The following is a 13,271-nucleotide window of genomic DNA, read 5'->3' as shown; positions in this document are numbered from 1 at the left end:
CTAGAGTGGTCCCGTGGCGGCAGGGTGCCACCACGGACTTCCATGCACGACCAAAGGACCCCACCATGAACAACCTCCGACTTCTGGATCCGAACTTCGGCGACGGCTTCGAGAACGCCGTGCGCCGCTTCTTCTCCCCCACCCTGTTCGAGTCCGAGGTGCCGCAACTGAAGATGCGCATCGACGTCTCCGAGAACGACAAGGCCTACACCGTGAAGGCCGACATCCCCGGCGTGAAGAAGGACGACATCAGCGTCCGCGTCGAGGGCAACATGGTGAGCATCGAGGCCGAGGCCAGGGACGAGAAGGAGAGCAAGGGCAACGGCGACAAGGTGCTGCGCACCGAGCGCCACTACGGCAGCATCTCGCGCAGCTTCAGCCTGGCGCAGGACGTCGACGCGGCCAAGGTGCAGGCGAAGTACGCCGACGGCGTGCTGACGCTGGACCTGCCGAAGGCCGCGCCCGCCGACAGCCGACGCATCGCCATCCAGTAGGCCCGCAGATGGCGCCCGCGCCGGCAGCAGAAGCAGCCGTCCTGCGGGCGCGCGCGCTGACCAAGACCTATGGCAGCGGCGACTCCGCCGTGCATGCCTTGAGCGACGTCGACCTCGACGTCGCGCAGGGCGAGTTCGTGGTGCTGCTGGGCGCCTCCGGAAGCGGCAAGTCGACCCTGCTGAACCTGCTGGGCGGCCTGGACGTTCCCACGTCGGGCGAGATCAGCTTCCGCGACCATTCCCTCGCCCATGCCGGCGACGATGCGCTCACCATGTACCGGCGCGAGCACGTCGGCTTCGTGTTCCAGTTCTACAACCTGATCCCGAGCCTCACGGTGGCCGAGAACGTCGCGCTCGTGACGGACATCGCGGCCGACCCGATGCCGGTGGACGAGGCGCTCGGCCTGGTCGCGCTGATGCCGCGCCGGCAGCACTTCCCCTCCCAGCTGTCCGGCGGCGAGCAGCAGCGGGTGGCGATCGCCCGCGCCATCGCCAAGCGGCCGCAGCTGCTGCTGTGCGACGAGCCGACCGGCGCGCTGGACTATGCGACCGGCAAGCTGGTGCTGGAAGTCATCGCCCGCATCAACCAGGACCTGGGCACCACGGCCATCGTCATCACGCACAACGCGGCCATCGCGGCGATGGCAGACCGCGTCATCCGCGTCGCCGACGGCCGCATCGCCGGGATCGAGAAGCCCGCGCGGCGGCTCACGCCATCCGAACTCTCCTGGTGACGCCATGCGAGCCCTCGACCGCAAGGTGCTGCGCGACCTGCGCCTGCTGTGGAGCCAGGCGCTCACGATCGCGATGGTGGTGGCCAGCGGCATCGGCGGCTTCATCGCCACCTTGTCGGCCGTGGCGTCGCTGGAGGAAGCACGCGACAGCTTCTACGCGCAGGGCCATTTCGCCGATGCCTTCGCGTCGGTCAGGCGCGCGCCCGACGCGATGGTCCAGCGCCTGGCCGAGGTCGCCGGCGTCCTCGCCGTCCAGCCGACGGTGGAGGCGATGGCGCGCATCACGGTGCCCGGGTCGGTGGACCCCGTGATGGGGCAGCTGATCGGATGGGACGAGCGACATCCGCAGGCGCTCAACCAGGTGCAGTTGCGCACCGGGCAATGGCCCTCGGCGGCGGCGCACGCGGGCGGCGACATGGAGGCAGTGGTCAACGAGAGCTTCGCCGACGCCCACCAGCTGCGCCCTGGCGCCACCGTGTCCGCGCTGGTGAACGGCAAGCGCCGCACGCTGCGCATCACCGGCACGGCGCTCTCGCCCGAGTACATCTTTGGCGGCCTCATGGGCATGCCCGACATGCGTGCCTTCGGCGTGTTCTGGGTGGCGAGGGACGAACTCGCGGCGGCGATGGACCTGCGCGGCGCGTTCAACCGCGTGGCGTTCAAGCTCGCGCCCGATGCGTCGCAGCAGGCCGTGCTGGACATGGTGACGCGCCGCCTCGCGCCGCTGGGCGGTGCCCCTGCGCATGGCCGCGACGAGCAGCCCTCGCACGCGATGCTCGACAACGAGGTGCGCGAGCAGCGCGTGATCGGCACGGTGCTGCCCGGCATCTTCCTGGCCGTCGCGGGATTCCTGCTTCATGTCGTCACTGCCCGCCTGGTGGCCACCCAGCGCGAGCAGGTGGCCGCGCTCAAGGCACTGGGCTACCGCAACGGGACCATCGCGCTGCACTACCTGAAGCTCGTGACGCCCATGATCCTGGGGGGCTACGTGCTCGGACTGCTGCTCGGCCGCTGGCTCGGCGGCGGACTCGTCGGGCTCTATGCCGAGGTGTTCCGCTTCCCGCGCTTCGAGCACCACGTGGCGCCGGGACTCGCGGCGCTCGGCCTCGCCATCGTCGGCACGACCGCCGTCTTGGGCACGCTGACGGCGATCGGAGCCACAGTGCGCCTGTCGCCGGCGGAGGCGATGCGGCCGCCGGCGCCGGGCCGCTACCGTCCCGCGCTGCTGGAACGCCTGGTGCCGGGTCGCCTCACGCCCGCGCTGCGCATGATCCTGCGCAACATCGAGCGGCGCCCGCTGCGCAGCGCGCTGACCACGGGCGGCATCGCCGCGGCAGTCGCGATCGTGATCATGGGCAACTTCTTCCGCGACGCGATGGATGCGATCGTCGACTCGCAGTTCACGCTGGCCATGCGCGGCGACGTGGTGGTCTGGATGACGGACGCGGTCGATGCGGCGGCCGGGCGCGAACTGGCCCGGGTGCCCGGCGTGCTGCAGGTGGAGACGGGGCGCCGCGTCGCGGTGCGCTTCAGCCATGGCCAGGCCAGCGAGAACGGCAACATCGAAGGCCGCACCGCGGTGCCGTCGCTGCAGCGCATCGTGGACAGCGACGGCCGCGTGGCGCTGCCGGGGACCTATGGCCTGGTGATGACCGACCGGCTGGCCGCCAAGCTGGGACTGCGACCGGGCGACCACGTCACGATCGAGGTGCGCGAAGGACGGCGCCAGGTGCGCGAGGTGCTGGTGGAGCGCACCGTCAGCGACATGATGGGACTGAACGCGTTCATGCAGCGCGAGAGCCTCAACCGCCTGCTCGGCGAAGGCGACCTCGCGAACAACTTCAGCCTGCGGGTCGGCGCGCACGCCCTGCCCTCGGTGCTCCAGGACACGCAGCAGCTGCCGCGCGTGGCGGGCGCCTTCAGCAAGGCCACGATGCTGCGCAACATGCAGGAGATCACGGCGCGCAACGTGCGCATCATCGGCAGCATCCTCACCGCCTTCGCGGCCGTGATCGCGGTCGGCGTCGTCTACAACAACGCACGCATCGCGCTGGCCGAGCGCACCTGGGAACTGGCCAGCCTCCGGGTGCTCGGGTTCACGCGGACCGAGGTGTCGCTGCTGCTGCTGGGCGAACTCGCGCTCGGCATCGCCGTGGCCCTGCCGCTCGGGATGCTGCTGGGATGGGCGCTGACGCACGGGGTCGTGCAGGCCATCCGCTCCGACCAGTTCATGTTCCCGGTGGCGATCCAGCCGCGCACGTATGCGTGGGCGGCGGTGTGCGTGCTCGCTGCGGGCGTCGGCAGCGCGCTCGTCGTTCGCCGCCGCATCGACCGGCTGGACATGGTCGCGGCCCTCAAGACACGGGAGTAGAGCCATGCAGTTGCGCAGGAAGCATGTCGCGTGGGGCGCCGCCGCGGCGGTCGCGGTCGCCCTGCTGGCCTGGGCGTTCTCGCCGCGGCCGGTGCAGGTGGAAACGGCAGTGGCCGCCGTGAGCCATTTCGAGCAGGGCATCGAGGAGGACAGCCAGACCCGGCTGAAGGACCGCTACACCGTCTCCGCACCGGTCGCGGCGCGCCTGGTGCGCATCGCGCTCAAGGAGGGCGACCGGGTGGCCGCCGGGGACGTGGTGGCCGTCCTGCTGCCGACGATGTCGGCCATGATCGACGAACGCAGCGCCCGCGAGGCGCAGGCCCGCTACCAGGCCGCCCGCGCCAACGTCACGGCGGCCGTGGCGCGCGTCGATCGCGCCGCCGTGTCGCTGGACAAGGCGCGGCTCGAGCTGGAACGCACGGAGAAGCTGGCGCGCCAGGGCTTCGTGGCCCCGTCACGCCTGGACGAAGCCAGGCTGGGAGCGACGGGAGCGACGCGCGAGCTCGACGCGGCCCGCGCCGCGCAGGACGCCGCCGAGCACGACCGCGACCAAGCCGCGGCCGCCCTGCAGCCCGTGAGCGGCAGCGTGCGCGCCGGCAAGCCGCTGGCGCTGCGCTCGCCGGTCGAAGGCGTCGTGCTGCGCATCCCGCTGGCCAGCGAAGCGACCGTTGCCGCGGGCGCGCCCATCATGGACATCGGCGACCCGCGCCGGCTGGAGGTCATGGCCGAACTGCTGACCACCGACGCCGTGCAGGCACAGCCGGGAAGGCGCGCGGTGGTCGAGCGCTGGGGCGGCCCGCCGGTCGAGGGCGTGGTGCGCCGGGTGGAGCCCGGCGCCTTCACCAAGGTGTCGGCGCTGGGCATCGAGGAGCAGCGCGTGAAGGTGCTGGTCGACCTGGTGGACCCGCCGGTGGGCTGGGAGGTGATGGGCGACGGCTACCGTGTCACGCTGCGGGTGATCACGCAGTCCGTGGACCAGGCGCTGGTCGTCCCCGTCGGCGCGCTGTTCCCGATCGCCGATGGCGGCATGGCCGTCTACCGGCTGGAGTCCGGCCGCGCGAAGCTGCAGCTGGTGGACGTCGGCGGCCGCAACGGCAGCGAGGCCTGGATCCGCTCCGGGCTGAAGCACGGGCAGGTCGTCATCGTGTACCCGCCGCCGGCGGTGCAGGATGGCAAGCGGGTCGCGGTGCGCCGGCCCGAGCGCTAGGCACACTGCGGGGAGGAGATCACCATGCCACGAACCACGCGCCGCCTTCGCCTTGCCACGCTCCTCGCCGCCCTGCTGGGCACAGCGGCGGCGGCCTCGGCCATCGAGGCCGGCGACACGCCCGGAGGACAGCGCTACCTGATCGGCGGCATCGGCCAGGAGGAGGTCGCGATGATCGACCTGGCGCGCGACCAGTTCACCCTGTTCGTGCGCACGGCGGTTCGCGGCTCGGGCGAATACCTCGCCGACGTTCGCGTGCGCATCACCGACGCGGAGGGCCGGGTGGTGTTCGACCGCGGGCTGGGTGCGCCCGAACTGCTGATCCGGCTCGCGCCTGGGCACTATGCGCTGCAGGCCGCCACCGCCGCGGAGGTGCAGCGCAGCGACGTCACCGTCGATGCCAAGGGCGTGCGCGAAGTCGTCTTCCGTTTCAGCCCCGCCCCGGGTTCCTGATCAGCGGGAGCGCAGCTCGGCCACTTCGCCGACCAGCAGCGCGGCGGGATACAGGACCGCCTCCTCCGTCTGCGCATGCAGGATCAAGGCATCGGCGAACCGGACATGCTCGTCGAGCCCGGCCCCGCGCGCGGCACGGCGCAGCTTCTCCAGCGCGCCGACGATCTGCTGGTGCTCGGCCAGCATCGCGGGGAGTTCGGCCTTCAACCGCCGGGTCATGGGAAGCACGTCCGCCAGGCCCTGGACTTCGCCACGCGCGAGCGGCGCCAGCAACGCCAGCGGAGGCAGCGCGAACTCTTCCTCGCGCACGAAATGCGGATGAAGCAGCCGGGCGACATCCAGGGCCGCCTGGCCCACTTCGCCGGGTGCGCGCGTCGCGGCCCGCAGTTGCGCATGCAGCGCCTCATGCTCGGCCTGGATCGGCGGAGGGATCTGGAAGCTGGTGGCAGTCGTCATGGCATGTCTCCGCGGCGGAAGGCCCGGGACCAGCTTGGGCGCGAGCTGCCGCCCGCAGCTTGACGAGCATCAAGGCGAAACGGAACACGGCACCTGGAGCGTGGTGCGCGGCCCGCCCGCTAGGCCGTTGCGGCGTCCCTGTCGCGCTGCTCGGCCTGCTGCGCGGCCGGCACCACGAAGCTCGCGCGGATGCACGTGCCCCGGCCCGGGGCCGAGTCGATCTCGAGGTGGCCGCCGGCCATCGCTGCGCGTTCGGCCATCGAGACCAGGCCGAAGTGACGGGTGCGCTCCTCCCGCGACCGGTACCGCTCCACGTCGAAGCCGGAGCCGTCGTCGCGCACCTCCAGCGCGAGGCGGCTGCCGTCCAGCGAGAGCGAGACACGCACTTCCGACGCGCCACTCGAGCGCGCCGCATTCGTCAGAGCCTCCTGGACGATGCGGAAGCACGCGGTCTCGAGATCGGCCGGCAGGCGCTCGTCGAGGTCGGGCATGTCCAGCCGATGGCGCCAGCCTGCTGCGCGGGCCTGCTGCTCCAGCAGCCACGCCAGCGCATCCTGCAGGCCCAGGTCGTCGAGCATCGGGGGCCGCAGCCGCAGCGACAGGCCGCGGATGTGCGCGATGGCGCCGTCCACCAGCCGGATGCCCTCCGCAGCGGCTGAAGCACCGGAATCGCCCGCGGGCAGCAACTGCTGCAGCTGCATGCGGATCAGCGTCAGCGCCTGCCCGGTCTCGTCGTGCAGCTCGCGTGCGATGTGGCGTCGCTCCTGCTCCTGGGCGGCGATCAGCCGCGCCGACAGTTCGCGGGACCGTTCCACCTCCTGGGCCTTGCGGCTGTCGGTGAGGTCGCGGGTGATCTTCGTGAAGCCGGCGAGCCGGCCCTGTTCGTCCTTCAGCGGCGTGAGCACCACGCCGGCCCAGAAGCGCGAGCCGTCCTTGCGCACGCGCCAGCCCTCGTGCAGCACGTGGCCGTCGCGCAATGCGGCTGCCACCAGCGTGGTGGGGACGCCGCAGGCGCGATCCTCGGGCGTGTAGAAGACCGAGAAGTGGCGGCCGATGATCTCGTCGGCCTCGTAGCCCTTGATCTGCCGCGCCCCCGCATTCCAGGTCTGCACATGCCCGCCGGCATCGAGCATCACGATTGCATAGTCCCGCACCGCGTCGGTCATCAGGCGGAAACGGCGCTCGCTGTCCAGCAGCTGGTGCTCGACCGCTTCGCGCCGGCGCTGTTGCCAGTAGAGCACCGCCAGGGCGGTCAGCAGGCCGGCCAGCACCAGGCCGATGGCGACCCAGAACGCCACCAGTTGCCGCTGCTGGCGGTCCAGGCGTCCGGCGAGGAGCCGGCTTTCCTCGATCGACATGCGCTGCAGGACGTCCTGCACCTGCCGGGACTGCTGCGGCACCCTGCTCTCCTCGAGGAAGGCCTGCGCGGCCTCCACGCCGTGGTCGCGCCGCACGGCGATGGCCTCGGCGTCCGCGCTGAGCCGGGGCTCGACGGCAGCGCCGAATTCCGCGATGTTCCGCTGCTGGACGGGGTTGTCACGCGTGAGCTCATCCAGCCGCTCGGCATCCGCGTGAACGGCTCGCCGTGCTGCCTCGTACGACTGGAGGTCGTCCGTGCGGCCGGAGACCAGGAAGCGGCGCAGGCGGTTCTGCACTTCCGCGAGGTCGGCCCGCGTGCCGGCGATCGCGGCCAGCACTTCGTGCGTGTGACTGACGTATCTCTGCGCACGGTCCTGCTGCAACGACAGCCAGTAGATCCCGGCCACCAGCAGCACCGTCACCATGGCCGCGCTGATGAAACCGGCGCGCGTGGGATCCGGACCCGGATCACGCATCTGCTTCCTCCAGTCGGCCTGCAACAGCCCGGCTGCCAGTCTAGGCAGGCCCCATGCGGACGCAAGCTGCAGCACTGTCAGCGCTGCGGGCAACGCCAGCGCACGCATCGCAGGCCGGCTCGGCTCAGCCGCCCTGCGGGCGCGCAGATGCGGTGCGACTTGCGCGGGCGCAATTGCGACCGGCCCGGCGTCGGCCAGCATGGTCCAGCGGGCGCCTTGCCCGCGGCCTCCAGGAGTCACCATGAAGAACCGAACCCTCCAAGCATGCATCGTCGCCGCGCTCGCCGTCCCGGCGGTGGTCGCTTTCGCCCAGACGGGCGAAGCGGACGCCAGCGGCTGCAGAGCCACGCCGAGCAAGTCCACCACCGCGCAGGAACGCGCGGACGCCCGCGCCGCGCGGACCGCGGAAGGCACGACGGTCGCACGTGCCGGCAAGACGGACGACGATCCCTGCGCCATGGGCGCGGCCCGGAGCGTATCGCGCGAGGAACGCAAGGAAGCTGCGAAGGAACGCAAGGCCGAAGCGTCGGACGCGGTGCGCAAGGGCGAGATCTCCTCCGGCGACAGCGCCGGGACGAAGTAGTTTCACTGCAGCCTCGTCCGAAGTCGCGGGACCTGTCCGCCCTTGATGCAACGCAAGGCGGCCAGGTCGAACAATGGTTCCAATGGTCGCATGATGGTGCGAACGCTGACGCCCCAGGACCGCAGTGCCCTGTTGCAGTTCGAAGACCTGTACGGGCAGTGGCGGACCGCGGTGGACGCGTGGCTGGCGGCCGAAGTCCTGCTGTGGACCGAGGCGCTGCGCGCACCGTACTCGCCCGAGATCGCGCGGCTCGGCGCAGAAGCTGCGCGGCACCGCGACACCGCGCGCAACGCATACCTGCGCGTGATGGAGGCGCTGGCGCACGCGGGCGAGAAGTAGCGGCCACGTCGTCGCAAGGAGCAGGACATGGACACCTGGTGGCTGGCGCTGCGCGTGCTGTTGCTGCTGTCGGCGTCGAACATCGCGCCCATCGTGCTCAAGGGCATGCTGGGCGACCAGTGGAACACGCCGATCGACGGCGGCCGCGTGTTCATCGATGGGCGCCCGCTCCTCGGTCCTTCCAAGACGTGGCGCGGCCTGGCCGCGGCGATCCTGGCCGGCTCGGTGGTCGCTCCCTTGCTCGGTCTCGCGCCTGAACTCGGCGCGGTCGCCGCCCTGCTGGCGATGACGGGCGATGCAATGGCCAGTTTCGTGAAGCGCCGTCTCGCGGTTCCACCCAGCGGGCAGGCGTTCGGGCTGGACCAGCTGCCCGAGTCGCTGCTGCCGCTGCTCGTCCTGCAGCCGGCGCTGGGATTGCCCTGGGCCGCCGCCGCGGCCGTCCTGCTCGCCTTCGCCCTACTCGAGACGCCGCTCGCGCGGCTGTCGCATCGCTTCGGCCTCAAGGACAGGCCGTACTGAACGAAGGCGCCCCGGGCGGACCTGCCGGGCCGTCATGGCGCGAGGCGCATGGCCGTGCCAGACCGCGTGGAAGCGCCGCTTCACCGCTTCGAGCAGCAGCAGGTAGGCGATCGTCGTCGCAGCCAGCGCGGCATAGAAGTGCGCGGGCAGCACGACCAGCCCGAACATGGCGCCCGCGGGCGTGAACGGCAGCAGGGCCGCGACCGCCAGCACGGCACCGGCGCAGGCCACCAGCGCCGGGTGCGGCCGGCCATGGAGGGCCGGTCCGCGCGTGCGGATCACGAAGACGGCCAGCACCTGGGTGGCCAGCGACTCGATGAACCAGCCGGACTGGAACTGCGCCGGCGTCGCACCCAGCCCCTGCAGCAGCAGCCAGAACGTGAGCAGGTCGAACAGCGAACTGACCGGCCCGATGACGAGCATGAAGCGCCGCACGAGGACCATGTCCCAGTGCTGCGGCCCCCGCACCTCGGCCGCTTCCACGCGGTCCATCGGCAGCATCGCCGAGACGACGTCGTACAGCAGGTTGTTCAGCAGGATCTGCACCGGCAGCATCGGCAGGAACGGCAGCAGCACCGCACCCGCGGCCATGCTCACCATGTTGCCGAACGCGGAACTGGTGCCCAGCAGGATGTACTTGCGCGTGTTGGCGAACGTGCGCCTGCCCTCGCGCACTGCGGCAGCCAGCACCTCGAGCCCATGGCGCAGCAGGATCAGGTCGGCCGCGGCGCGCGCCGGGTCGGCGGCGGTGTCGACCGACATGCCGATGTCGGCGCTGTGCAGCGCGGGCGCGTCGTTGATGCCGTCACCGAGGTACCCGACCACGTGGCCGCGGGCGCGCAGGGCCCGGATGACGCGGTTCTTCTGGATCGGGTCCACGCGGCAGAACAGGTTGGCCTTCTGCGCACGGTGCGCCAGCGCGCGGTCATCCAGCGCCGCCATCTCGCTGCCGAGCAGCACGCCGCGCACGCGGATGCCCAGCGCGGCGCACACGTGCCGCGTGACCAGCTCGCTGTCGCCCGTGAGCACCTTCAGGTGGACACCGCGCGCCAGCAGCTTGCGCACGGTGCGCGCGGCGTCGGCCTTGGGCGGATCGAGGAAGGCCGCGAAGCCGCCGAAGACGAGGGTGGCCTCGTCGCCCAGGCGCGCATCGGTGACCTCCGGGCCCACCGTGCTGGACGCCACTCCCAGCACGCGCAGGCCGGCGGTTTCCAGGTTCGCCAGCGTGGCCTGCGCCTGCGCGCGCGAGGCCTCCGACCACGGCCGGGCCACGCCGCCATCGTCGTAGCGGTCGCACAGGCGCAGGATGTCGGCAGGGGCGCCCTTGACGCAGAGACGCCGCCCGGCGGCGCCTTCCAGCAGCACGGAGACGCGGCGCCGCTCGAAGTCGAACGGCACCTCGTGGAGCTTGCGCCACCCGCCCGCGTCCACCCCGCCATGGGCCAGCACCGCGTCCTCGAGCGGCGTGCGCAGCCCGGTGCCGAAGTGGCTGTTGAGGAATGCGTCCTGCAGCACGCCCGCACTGTCGCGCCCGGCGATGTCGACGTGGCGTGCCAGCGCGATGTGGGCCTCGGTCAGCGTGCCCGTCTTGTCGGTGCACAGCACGTCCATGGCGCCGAGGTCGTGGATCGCGGCCATGCGCTTGACGATCACCTGCTCGTCGGCCATCCGCCGCGCGCCACCGAGCAGGCACAGCGTCACCACCATGGGCAGCAGCTCCGGCGTGATGCCGACCGCGAGGGCCAGCGCGAACAGCAGCGTCTCCAGCCAGGGCCGGTGCAGGACGCCCCCCACCAGCACCACGAACAGCACGAGGAAGACGGCCAGGCGCAGGATGAAGCTGCCGAACTGGCGCAGGTCGCGGTCGAAGGCGAGCTCGCCGCGTGCGGTGGACACCAGGTGTGCGAGCTCGCCCATCTGCGCCCGGCGACCGGTGCGGCACACGAGCACCAGCGCACTGCCGGAGATGACGCTGCTGCCCATGAGCACGACCGCGGCGGCGTCCTCGATGCCGGCACCCGGCTCGGCGCCGACGCGCTTCTCGACCGGGAACGGTTCGCCGGACAGGGCGGCCTGCTGCACGAAGAGATCGGCGGCCTGCAGCAGCACGCCATCGGCCGCCACCTGCGAGCCGGCGGCCAGCCGCACCACGTCGCCGGGGACGATCTGCTCGACCGGCAGCGCCACCTCGGCCCCGTCGCGCAGAACGCGTGCCGTGAGCACCACCTGCGCCGCCAGCGCGGCCGCGGCCGATTCCGCACGCCGCTGCTGGACCAGGTCGATGGCCATGCTCAGGAGGACGATGCCGCCGATGATCCAGGCGCTGGTGCTCTCGCCGGTGGCGAGCGATGCGGCGCCGGCGGCGACCAGCACCAGCACGAGCGGATTGCGCAGCCGGCGCGCGACCTCGGAGAACCAGGGGCCGCGGGCGCCGGCGTCGATGCGATTGGGTCCGCAGGCCAGCAGCCTGGCCTGGGCTTGCGTGCCGGACAAGCCGGTGGCCGACGAGCCCAGCGCCGCGGCGAGCTCACCGGGCGCGCGCCGCCACCAGTCGTCGGGAACATCCTCCGGCGCGTCTCCCTCGATGCGCGCCGGGGTCGCCTGCGCCGCCGCCATCGCCCTGCGCCTTCAGTGGGCCATCAGCACCGGCAGCGTCATCGAGCGCAGCACGGTGCGCGAAGCGCCACCGAGGATCCACTCGCGCGCCCGGCCATGGCCATAGCAGCCCATGACCAGCAGGTCGGCCGAGAGGTCGGCACAGCGCGACAGCATCGCCTCGCCGACGTCACGCGCGCCCGCGGGCGGCTCGTGGTGCCGTTCGGCATGGATCCCGTGCAGCGCCAGGTAGGCCGCCAGCCGCGGCAGGTTGCCGCCCTCCGGCTCGGCACCCCAGGCCAGGATGTGCACGACGGCTGCGCGGTGCAGGAAGGGGAGCGCCGCGACCACGGCGCGCGCCGCCTCCGGCGTCTCCTTCCAGGCGATCGCCACCGTGGCAAACGCGCTCGCGACGCTGCCCGCCCAGGGCACGAGGAGCGCCGGCCGGCCGCTGCGGGCCAGCACGGTGGCGGCGAAGTCCTCCGGCATCGCGGGGCCGCGCGCCGATGCGTCGAACTGCCCCAGGACCATCAGGTCGCCGTACATCGCGGCACGGGCGAATTCAGGGCCGGGCTCGAGGTCGCCGGACTGCGACCATGTCATCGCCGGGCCGTCCTGCCGGACGAGGTCCTCGAACACCTCGCGTGACTGGCGGCGCCGCTCGTCCTCAATCGCCAGCAGGGCGTCCATGACACCTGGCGCGGAGTCGCTCTCCACCGGAAGCAGCCGGGCCGTCGGAACGGCTGCATAGTGGACGCGCAGCTGCGCGCCATGCGCGGCCGCCAGTTTCCTGCCGAGCAGCAGCCGCTCGCGCGCGCGTTCGGGCCCGTCGAGGTGGACGACGATGCAGCGGAGGTCGGCGGTCATGGAGGTCTCCATCGGTCTGTCACGGGCGGCGGCGACGACGGCTGAGGCGCGCGTGTCCGGCCGCATCAGGGCGTCAGCAGGATCAGCAGGAGCGCGGCGCCGAACGAGGCGACCACGATCGTCCAGGTGAGGACGTAGAGCCAGACGCCGCCCCGGCTGCGGCTCCTTCCTGGCGTGCGAGGAACGGTGTTCATGGGCGCAGCATGGCGCCCTGCCGGGCGCGTGCCTTGCGCAGGCGCAAATCAGGCGCGCATTTGCGGCGGGCTTGCGCTCGATCAAGGCGGGCGGCGGCCCGCGCCCAAGAATGGCGGTGCCACCCCACCAGGAGATTGCCATGAGCACCCGCAAGCCCAGCGCCACGGCCGGTCCTTCCCCGGCCGGTGCCGACCTCGCAGCGTGGAACGACCTGCCGCGCCAGCAACTCGCCGCATGCACGCAGGCCTGCTGCGCGATGTTCCGCGGCTTCGAAGCCGTCCGACGCGTGCAGCAGAAGACCGCGCACCAGGCCCTCGCCCACCACCAGGCGATCGCGGAGAAACTGAACGAGCCCTGCCACCCGATGGATCTCGTGGCCATGCAGACCGAGATGATCCGGTTCGACATGCAGGGCGCCGCGATGTACTGGCAGCAGGTCGCCTCGGCCATCCTCGAGATGGAGCGTGAGCTCCTGGGGAGCACGGCCTCCGCAGCCCAGTCCGAAGCCGACCAGATGTCCTCGGGGCTCGCCGGCCAGGTGCCCATGCCCGGCCTGAACCCCTTCTTCTTCAACGTGAACGGCGGCGTCCGCCCGGCGGCCTGAGCGCCCCGCGCCAGCGCGC

At 72.0% G+C, this 13,271-nt stretch carries 14 protein-coding genes; 9 read left to right on the top strand and 5 right to left on the bottom strand.

The genetic code is table 11. The features are described 5' to 3' along the window. The first annotated feature begins 65 nt into the window (after nt 1-65). Genes ACPWT1_RS08560 through ACPWT1_RS08540 form a run of 5 tightly spaced genes read left to right on the top strand, consistent with a single transcriptional unit; the run spans nt 66 to nt 5,259 of the window. Nucleotides 66-494 carry an Hsp20/alpha crystallin family protein gene (locus tag ACPWT1_RS08560; protein WP_427914947.1) on the top strand — a complete coding sequence of 143 codons (429 nt, stop codon included), beginning with the start codon at nt 66-68 and terminating at the stop codon, nt 492-494. Nucleotides 495-502: 8 nt separating this feature from the next. Continuing rightward, the gene (locus ACPWT1_RS08555) at nt 503-1,228 is read left to right on the top strand and encodes an ABC transporter ATP-binding protein (RefSeq protein WP_427914946.1); all 726 of its coding nucleotides are present in this window, start codon (nt 503-505) and stop codon (nt 1,226-1,228) included. Between the two features lie 4 nt (nt 1,229-1,232). Next, complete coding sequence (locus tag ACPWT1_RS08550) at nt 1,233-3,599, top strand: FtsX-like permease family protein (protein WP_427914945.1); 2,367 nt, start codon at nt 1,233-1,235, stop codon at nt 3,597-3,599. A gap of 4 nt (nt 3,600-3,603) precedes the next feature. Continuing rightward, nucleotides 3,604-4,806: an efflux RND transporter periplasmic adaptor subunit gene (locus tag ACPWT1_RS08545; RefSeq protein WP_427914944.1), complete on the top strand. Its 1,203-nt coding sequence runs from the start codon at nt 3,604-3,606 to the stop codon at nt 4,804-4,806. A 24-nt stretch (nt 4,807-4,830) separates the two neighbouring features. Beyond that, nucleotides 4,831-5,259 (top strand): hypothetical protein, encoded by a 429-nt coding sequence (locus tag ACPWT1_RS08540; RefSeq protein ID WP_427914943.1) that lies wholly within the window; start codon nt 4,831-4,833, stop codon nt 5,257-5,259. Here ACPWT1_RS08540 and ACPWT1_RS08535 read toward each other — a convergent pair whose 3' ends face one another. Together ACPWT1_RS08535 and ACPWT1_RS08530 are read right to left on the bottom strand one after the other, a co-directional pair. Next, on the bottom strand, nt 5,260-5,715 hold the full coding sequence (locus tag ACPWT1_RS08535; protein ID WP_427914942.1) for a hemerythrin domain-containing protein: 456 nt from the start codon (nt 5,713-5,715) through the stop codon (nt 5,260-5,262). A gap of 119 nt (nt 5,716-5,834) precedes the next feature. Continuing rightward, nucleotides 5,835-7,751, bottom strand: a complete 1,917-nt coding sequence (locus tag ACPWT1_RS08530) for a CHASE3 domain-containing protein (protein ID WP_427914941.1) — start codon at nt 7,749-7,751, stop codon at nt 5,835-5,837. A 40-nt stretch (nt 7,752-7,791) separates the two neighbouring features. Here ACPWT1_RS08530 and ACPWT1_RS08525 point away from each other — a divergent pair, with 40 nt between their 5' ends. The 3 genes from ACPWT1_RS08525 (at nt 7,792) to ACPWT1_RS08515 (ending at nt 8,991) form a co-directional block, all read left to right on the top strand. Then, a complete protein-coding gene (locus tag ACPWT1_RS08525) occupies nt 7,792-8,133 on the top strand; it encodes a hypothetical protein (protein ID WP_427914940.1) in 342 nt (113 codons plus the stop codon). Between the two features lie 90 nt (nt 8,134-8,223). After that, nucleotides 8,224-8,472 carry a hypothetical protein gene (locus ACPWT1_RS08520; protein WP_427914939.1) on the top strand — a complete coding sequence of 83 codons (249 nt, stop codon included), beginning with the start codon at nt 8,224-8,226 and terminating at the stop codon, nt 8,470-8,472. A gap of 27 nt (nt 8,473-8,499) precedes the next feature. Continuing rightward, a complete protein-coding gene (locus ACPWT1_RS08515; protein ID WP_427914938.1) occupies nt 8,500-8,991 on the top strand; it encodes a CDP-archaeol synthase in 492 nt (163 codons plus the stop codon). On the opposite strand, the gene mgtA is transcribed toward ACPWT1_RS08515, so the two are convergent. The 3 genes from mgtA to ACPWT1_RS08500 form a co-directional block, all read right to left on the bottom strand. Further along, a complete protein-coding gene (mgtA, locus tag ACPWT1_RS08510) occupies nt 8,929-11,607 on the bottom strand; it encodes a magnesium-translocating P-type ATPase (RefSeq protein WP_427914937.1) in 2,679 nt (892 codons plus the stop codon). The two genes, ACPWT1_RS08515 and mgtA, sit on opposite strands and share 63 nt — an antisense overlap. A gap of 12 nt (nt 11,608-11,619) precedes the next feature. Further along, nucleotides 11,620-12,453, bottom strand: a complete 834-nt coding sequence (locus tag ACPWT1_RS08505) for a universal stress protein (RefSeq protein WP_427914936.1) — start codon at nt 12,451-12,453, stop codon at nt 11,620-11,622. A 65-nt stretch (nt 12,454-12,518) separates the two neighbouring features. Beyond that, nucleotides 12,519-12,647 (bottom strand): hypothetical protein, encoded by a 129-nt coding sequence (locus tag ACPWT1_RS08500; protein ID WP_427914935.1) that lies wholly within the window; start codon nt 12,645-12,647, stop codon nt 12,519-12,521. A 140-nt stretch (nt 12,648-12,787) separates the two neighbouring features. On the opposite strand from ACPWT1_RS08500, the gene ACPWT1_RS08495 reads away from it, so the two are divergent. Continuing rightward, nucleotides 12,788-13,252, top strand: coding sequence for a phasin family protein (locus tag ACPWT1_RS08495; RefSeq protein WP_427914934.1), 465 nt, complete (start codon nt 12,788-12,790; stop codon nt 13,250-13,252). Nucleotides 13,253-13,271 lie beyond the last annotated feature (19 nt).

It is taken from the genome of Ramlibacter sp. MMS24-I3-19 (assembly GCF_050320135.1).
In the GTDB taxonomy this organism is placed as follows: domain Bacteria; phylum Pseudomonadota; class Gammaproteobacteria; order Burkholderiales; family Burkholderiaceae_C; genus Ramlibacter.
The sequence above is the reverse complement of the archived record's forward strand: the minus strand, read 5'-3'. Positions and strand labels throughout refer to the sequence as shown.

Excerpts from the sequence above, each read along its gene's own strand:
- ACPWT1_RS08560 (WP_427914947.1), top strand. The coding sequence starts at position 66 with ATGAACAACCTCCGACTTCTGGATCCGAACTTCGGCGACGGCTTCGAG.
- ACPWT1_RS08555 (WP_427914946.1), top strand. The coding sequence starts at position 503 with ATGGCGCCCGCGCCGGCAGCAGAAGCAGCCGTCCTGCGGGCGCGCGCG.
- ACPWT1_RS08550 (WP_427914945.1), top strand. The coding sequence starts at position 1,233 with ATGCGAGCCCTCGACCGCAAGGTGCTGCGCGACCTGCGCCTGCTGTGG.
- ACPWT1_RS08545 (WP_427914944.1), top strand. The coding sequence starts at position 3,604 with ATGCAGTTGCGCAGGAAGCATGTCGCGTGGGGCGCCGCCGCGGCGGTC.
- ACPWT1_RS08540 (WP_427914943.1), top strand. The coding sequence starts at position 4,831 with ATGCCACGAACCACGCGCCGCCTTCGCCTTGCCACGCTCCTCGCCGCC.
- ACPWT1_RS08535 (WP_427914942.1), bottom strand. The coding sequence starts at position 5,715 with ATGACGACTGCCACCAGCTTCCAGATCCCTCCGCCGATCCAGGCCGAG.
- ACPWT1_RS08530 (WP_427914941.1), bottom strand. The coding sequence starts at position 7,751 with ATGCTGGCCGACGCCGGGCCGGTCGCAATTGCGCCCGCGCAAGTCGCA.
- ACPWT1_RS08525 (WP_427914940.1), top strand. The coding sequence starts at position 7,792 with ATGAAGAACCGAACCCTCCAAGCATGCATCGTCGCCGCGCTCGCCGTC.
- ACPWT1_RS08520 (WP_427914939.1), top strand. The coding sequence starts at position 8,224 with ATGATGGTGCGAACGCTGACGCCCCAGGACCGCAGTGCCCTGTTGCAG.
- ACPWT1_RS08515 (WP_427914938.1), top strand. The coding sequence starts at position 8,500 with ATGGACACCTGGTGGCTGGCGCTGCGCGTGCTGTTGCTGCTGTCGGCG.
- mgtA (WP_427914937.1), bottom strand. The coding sequence starts at position 11,607 with ATGGCGGCGGCGCAGGCGACCCCGGCGCGCATCGAGGGAGACGCGCCG.
- ACPWT1_RS08505 (WP_427914936.1), bottom strand. The coding sequence starts at position 12,453 with ATGACCGCCGACCTCCGCTGCATCGTCGTCCACCTCGACGGGCCCGAA.
- ACPWT1_RS08500 (WP_427914935.1), bottom strand. The coding sequence starts at position 12,647 with ATGAACACCGTTCCTCGCACGCCAGGAAGGAGCCGCAGCCGGGGCGGC.
- ACPWT1_RS08495 (WP_427914934.1), top strand. The coding sequence starts at position 12,788 with ATGAGCACCCGCAAGCCCAGCGCCACGGCCGGTCCTTCCCCGGCCGGT.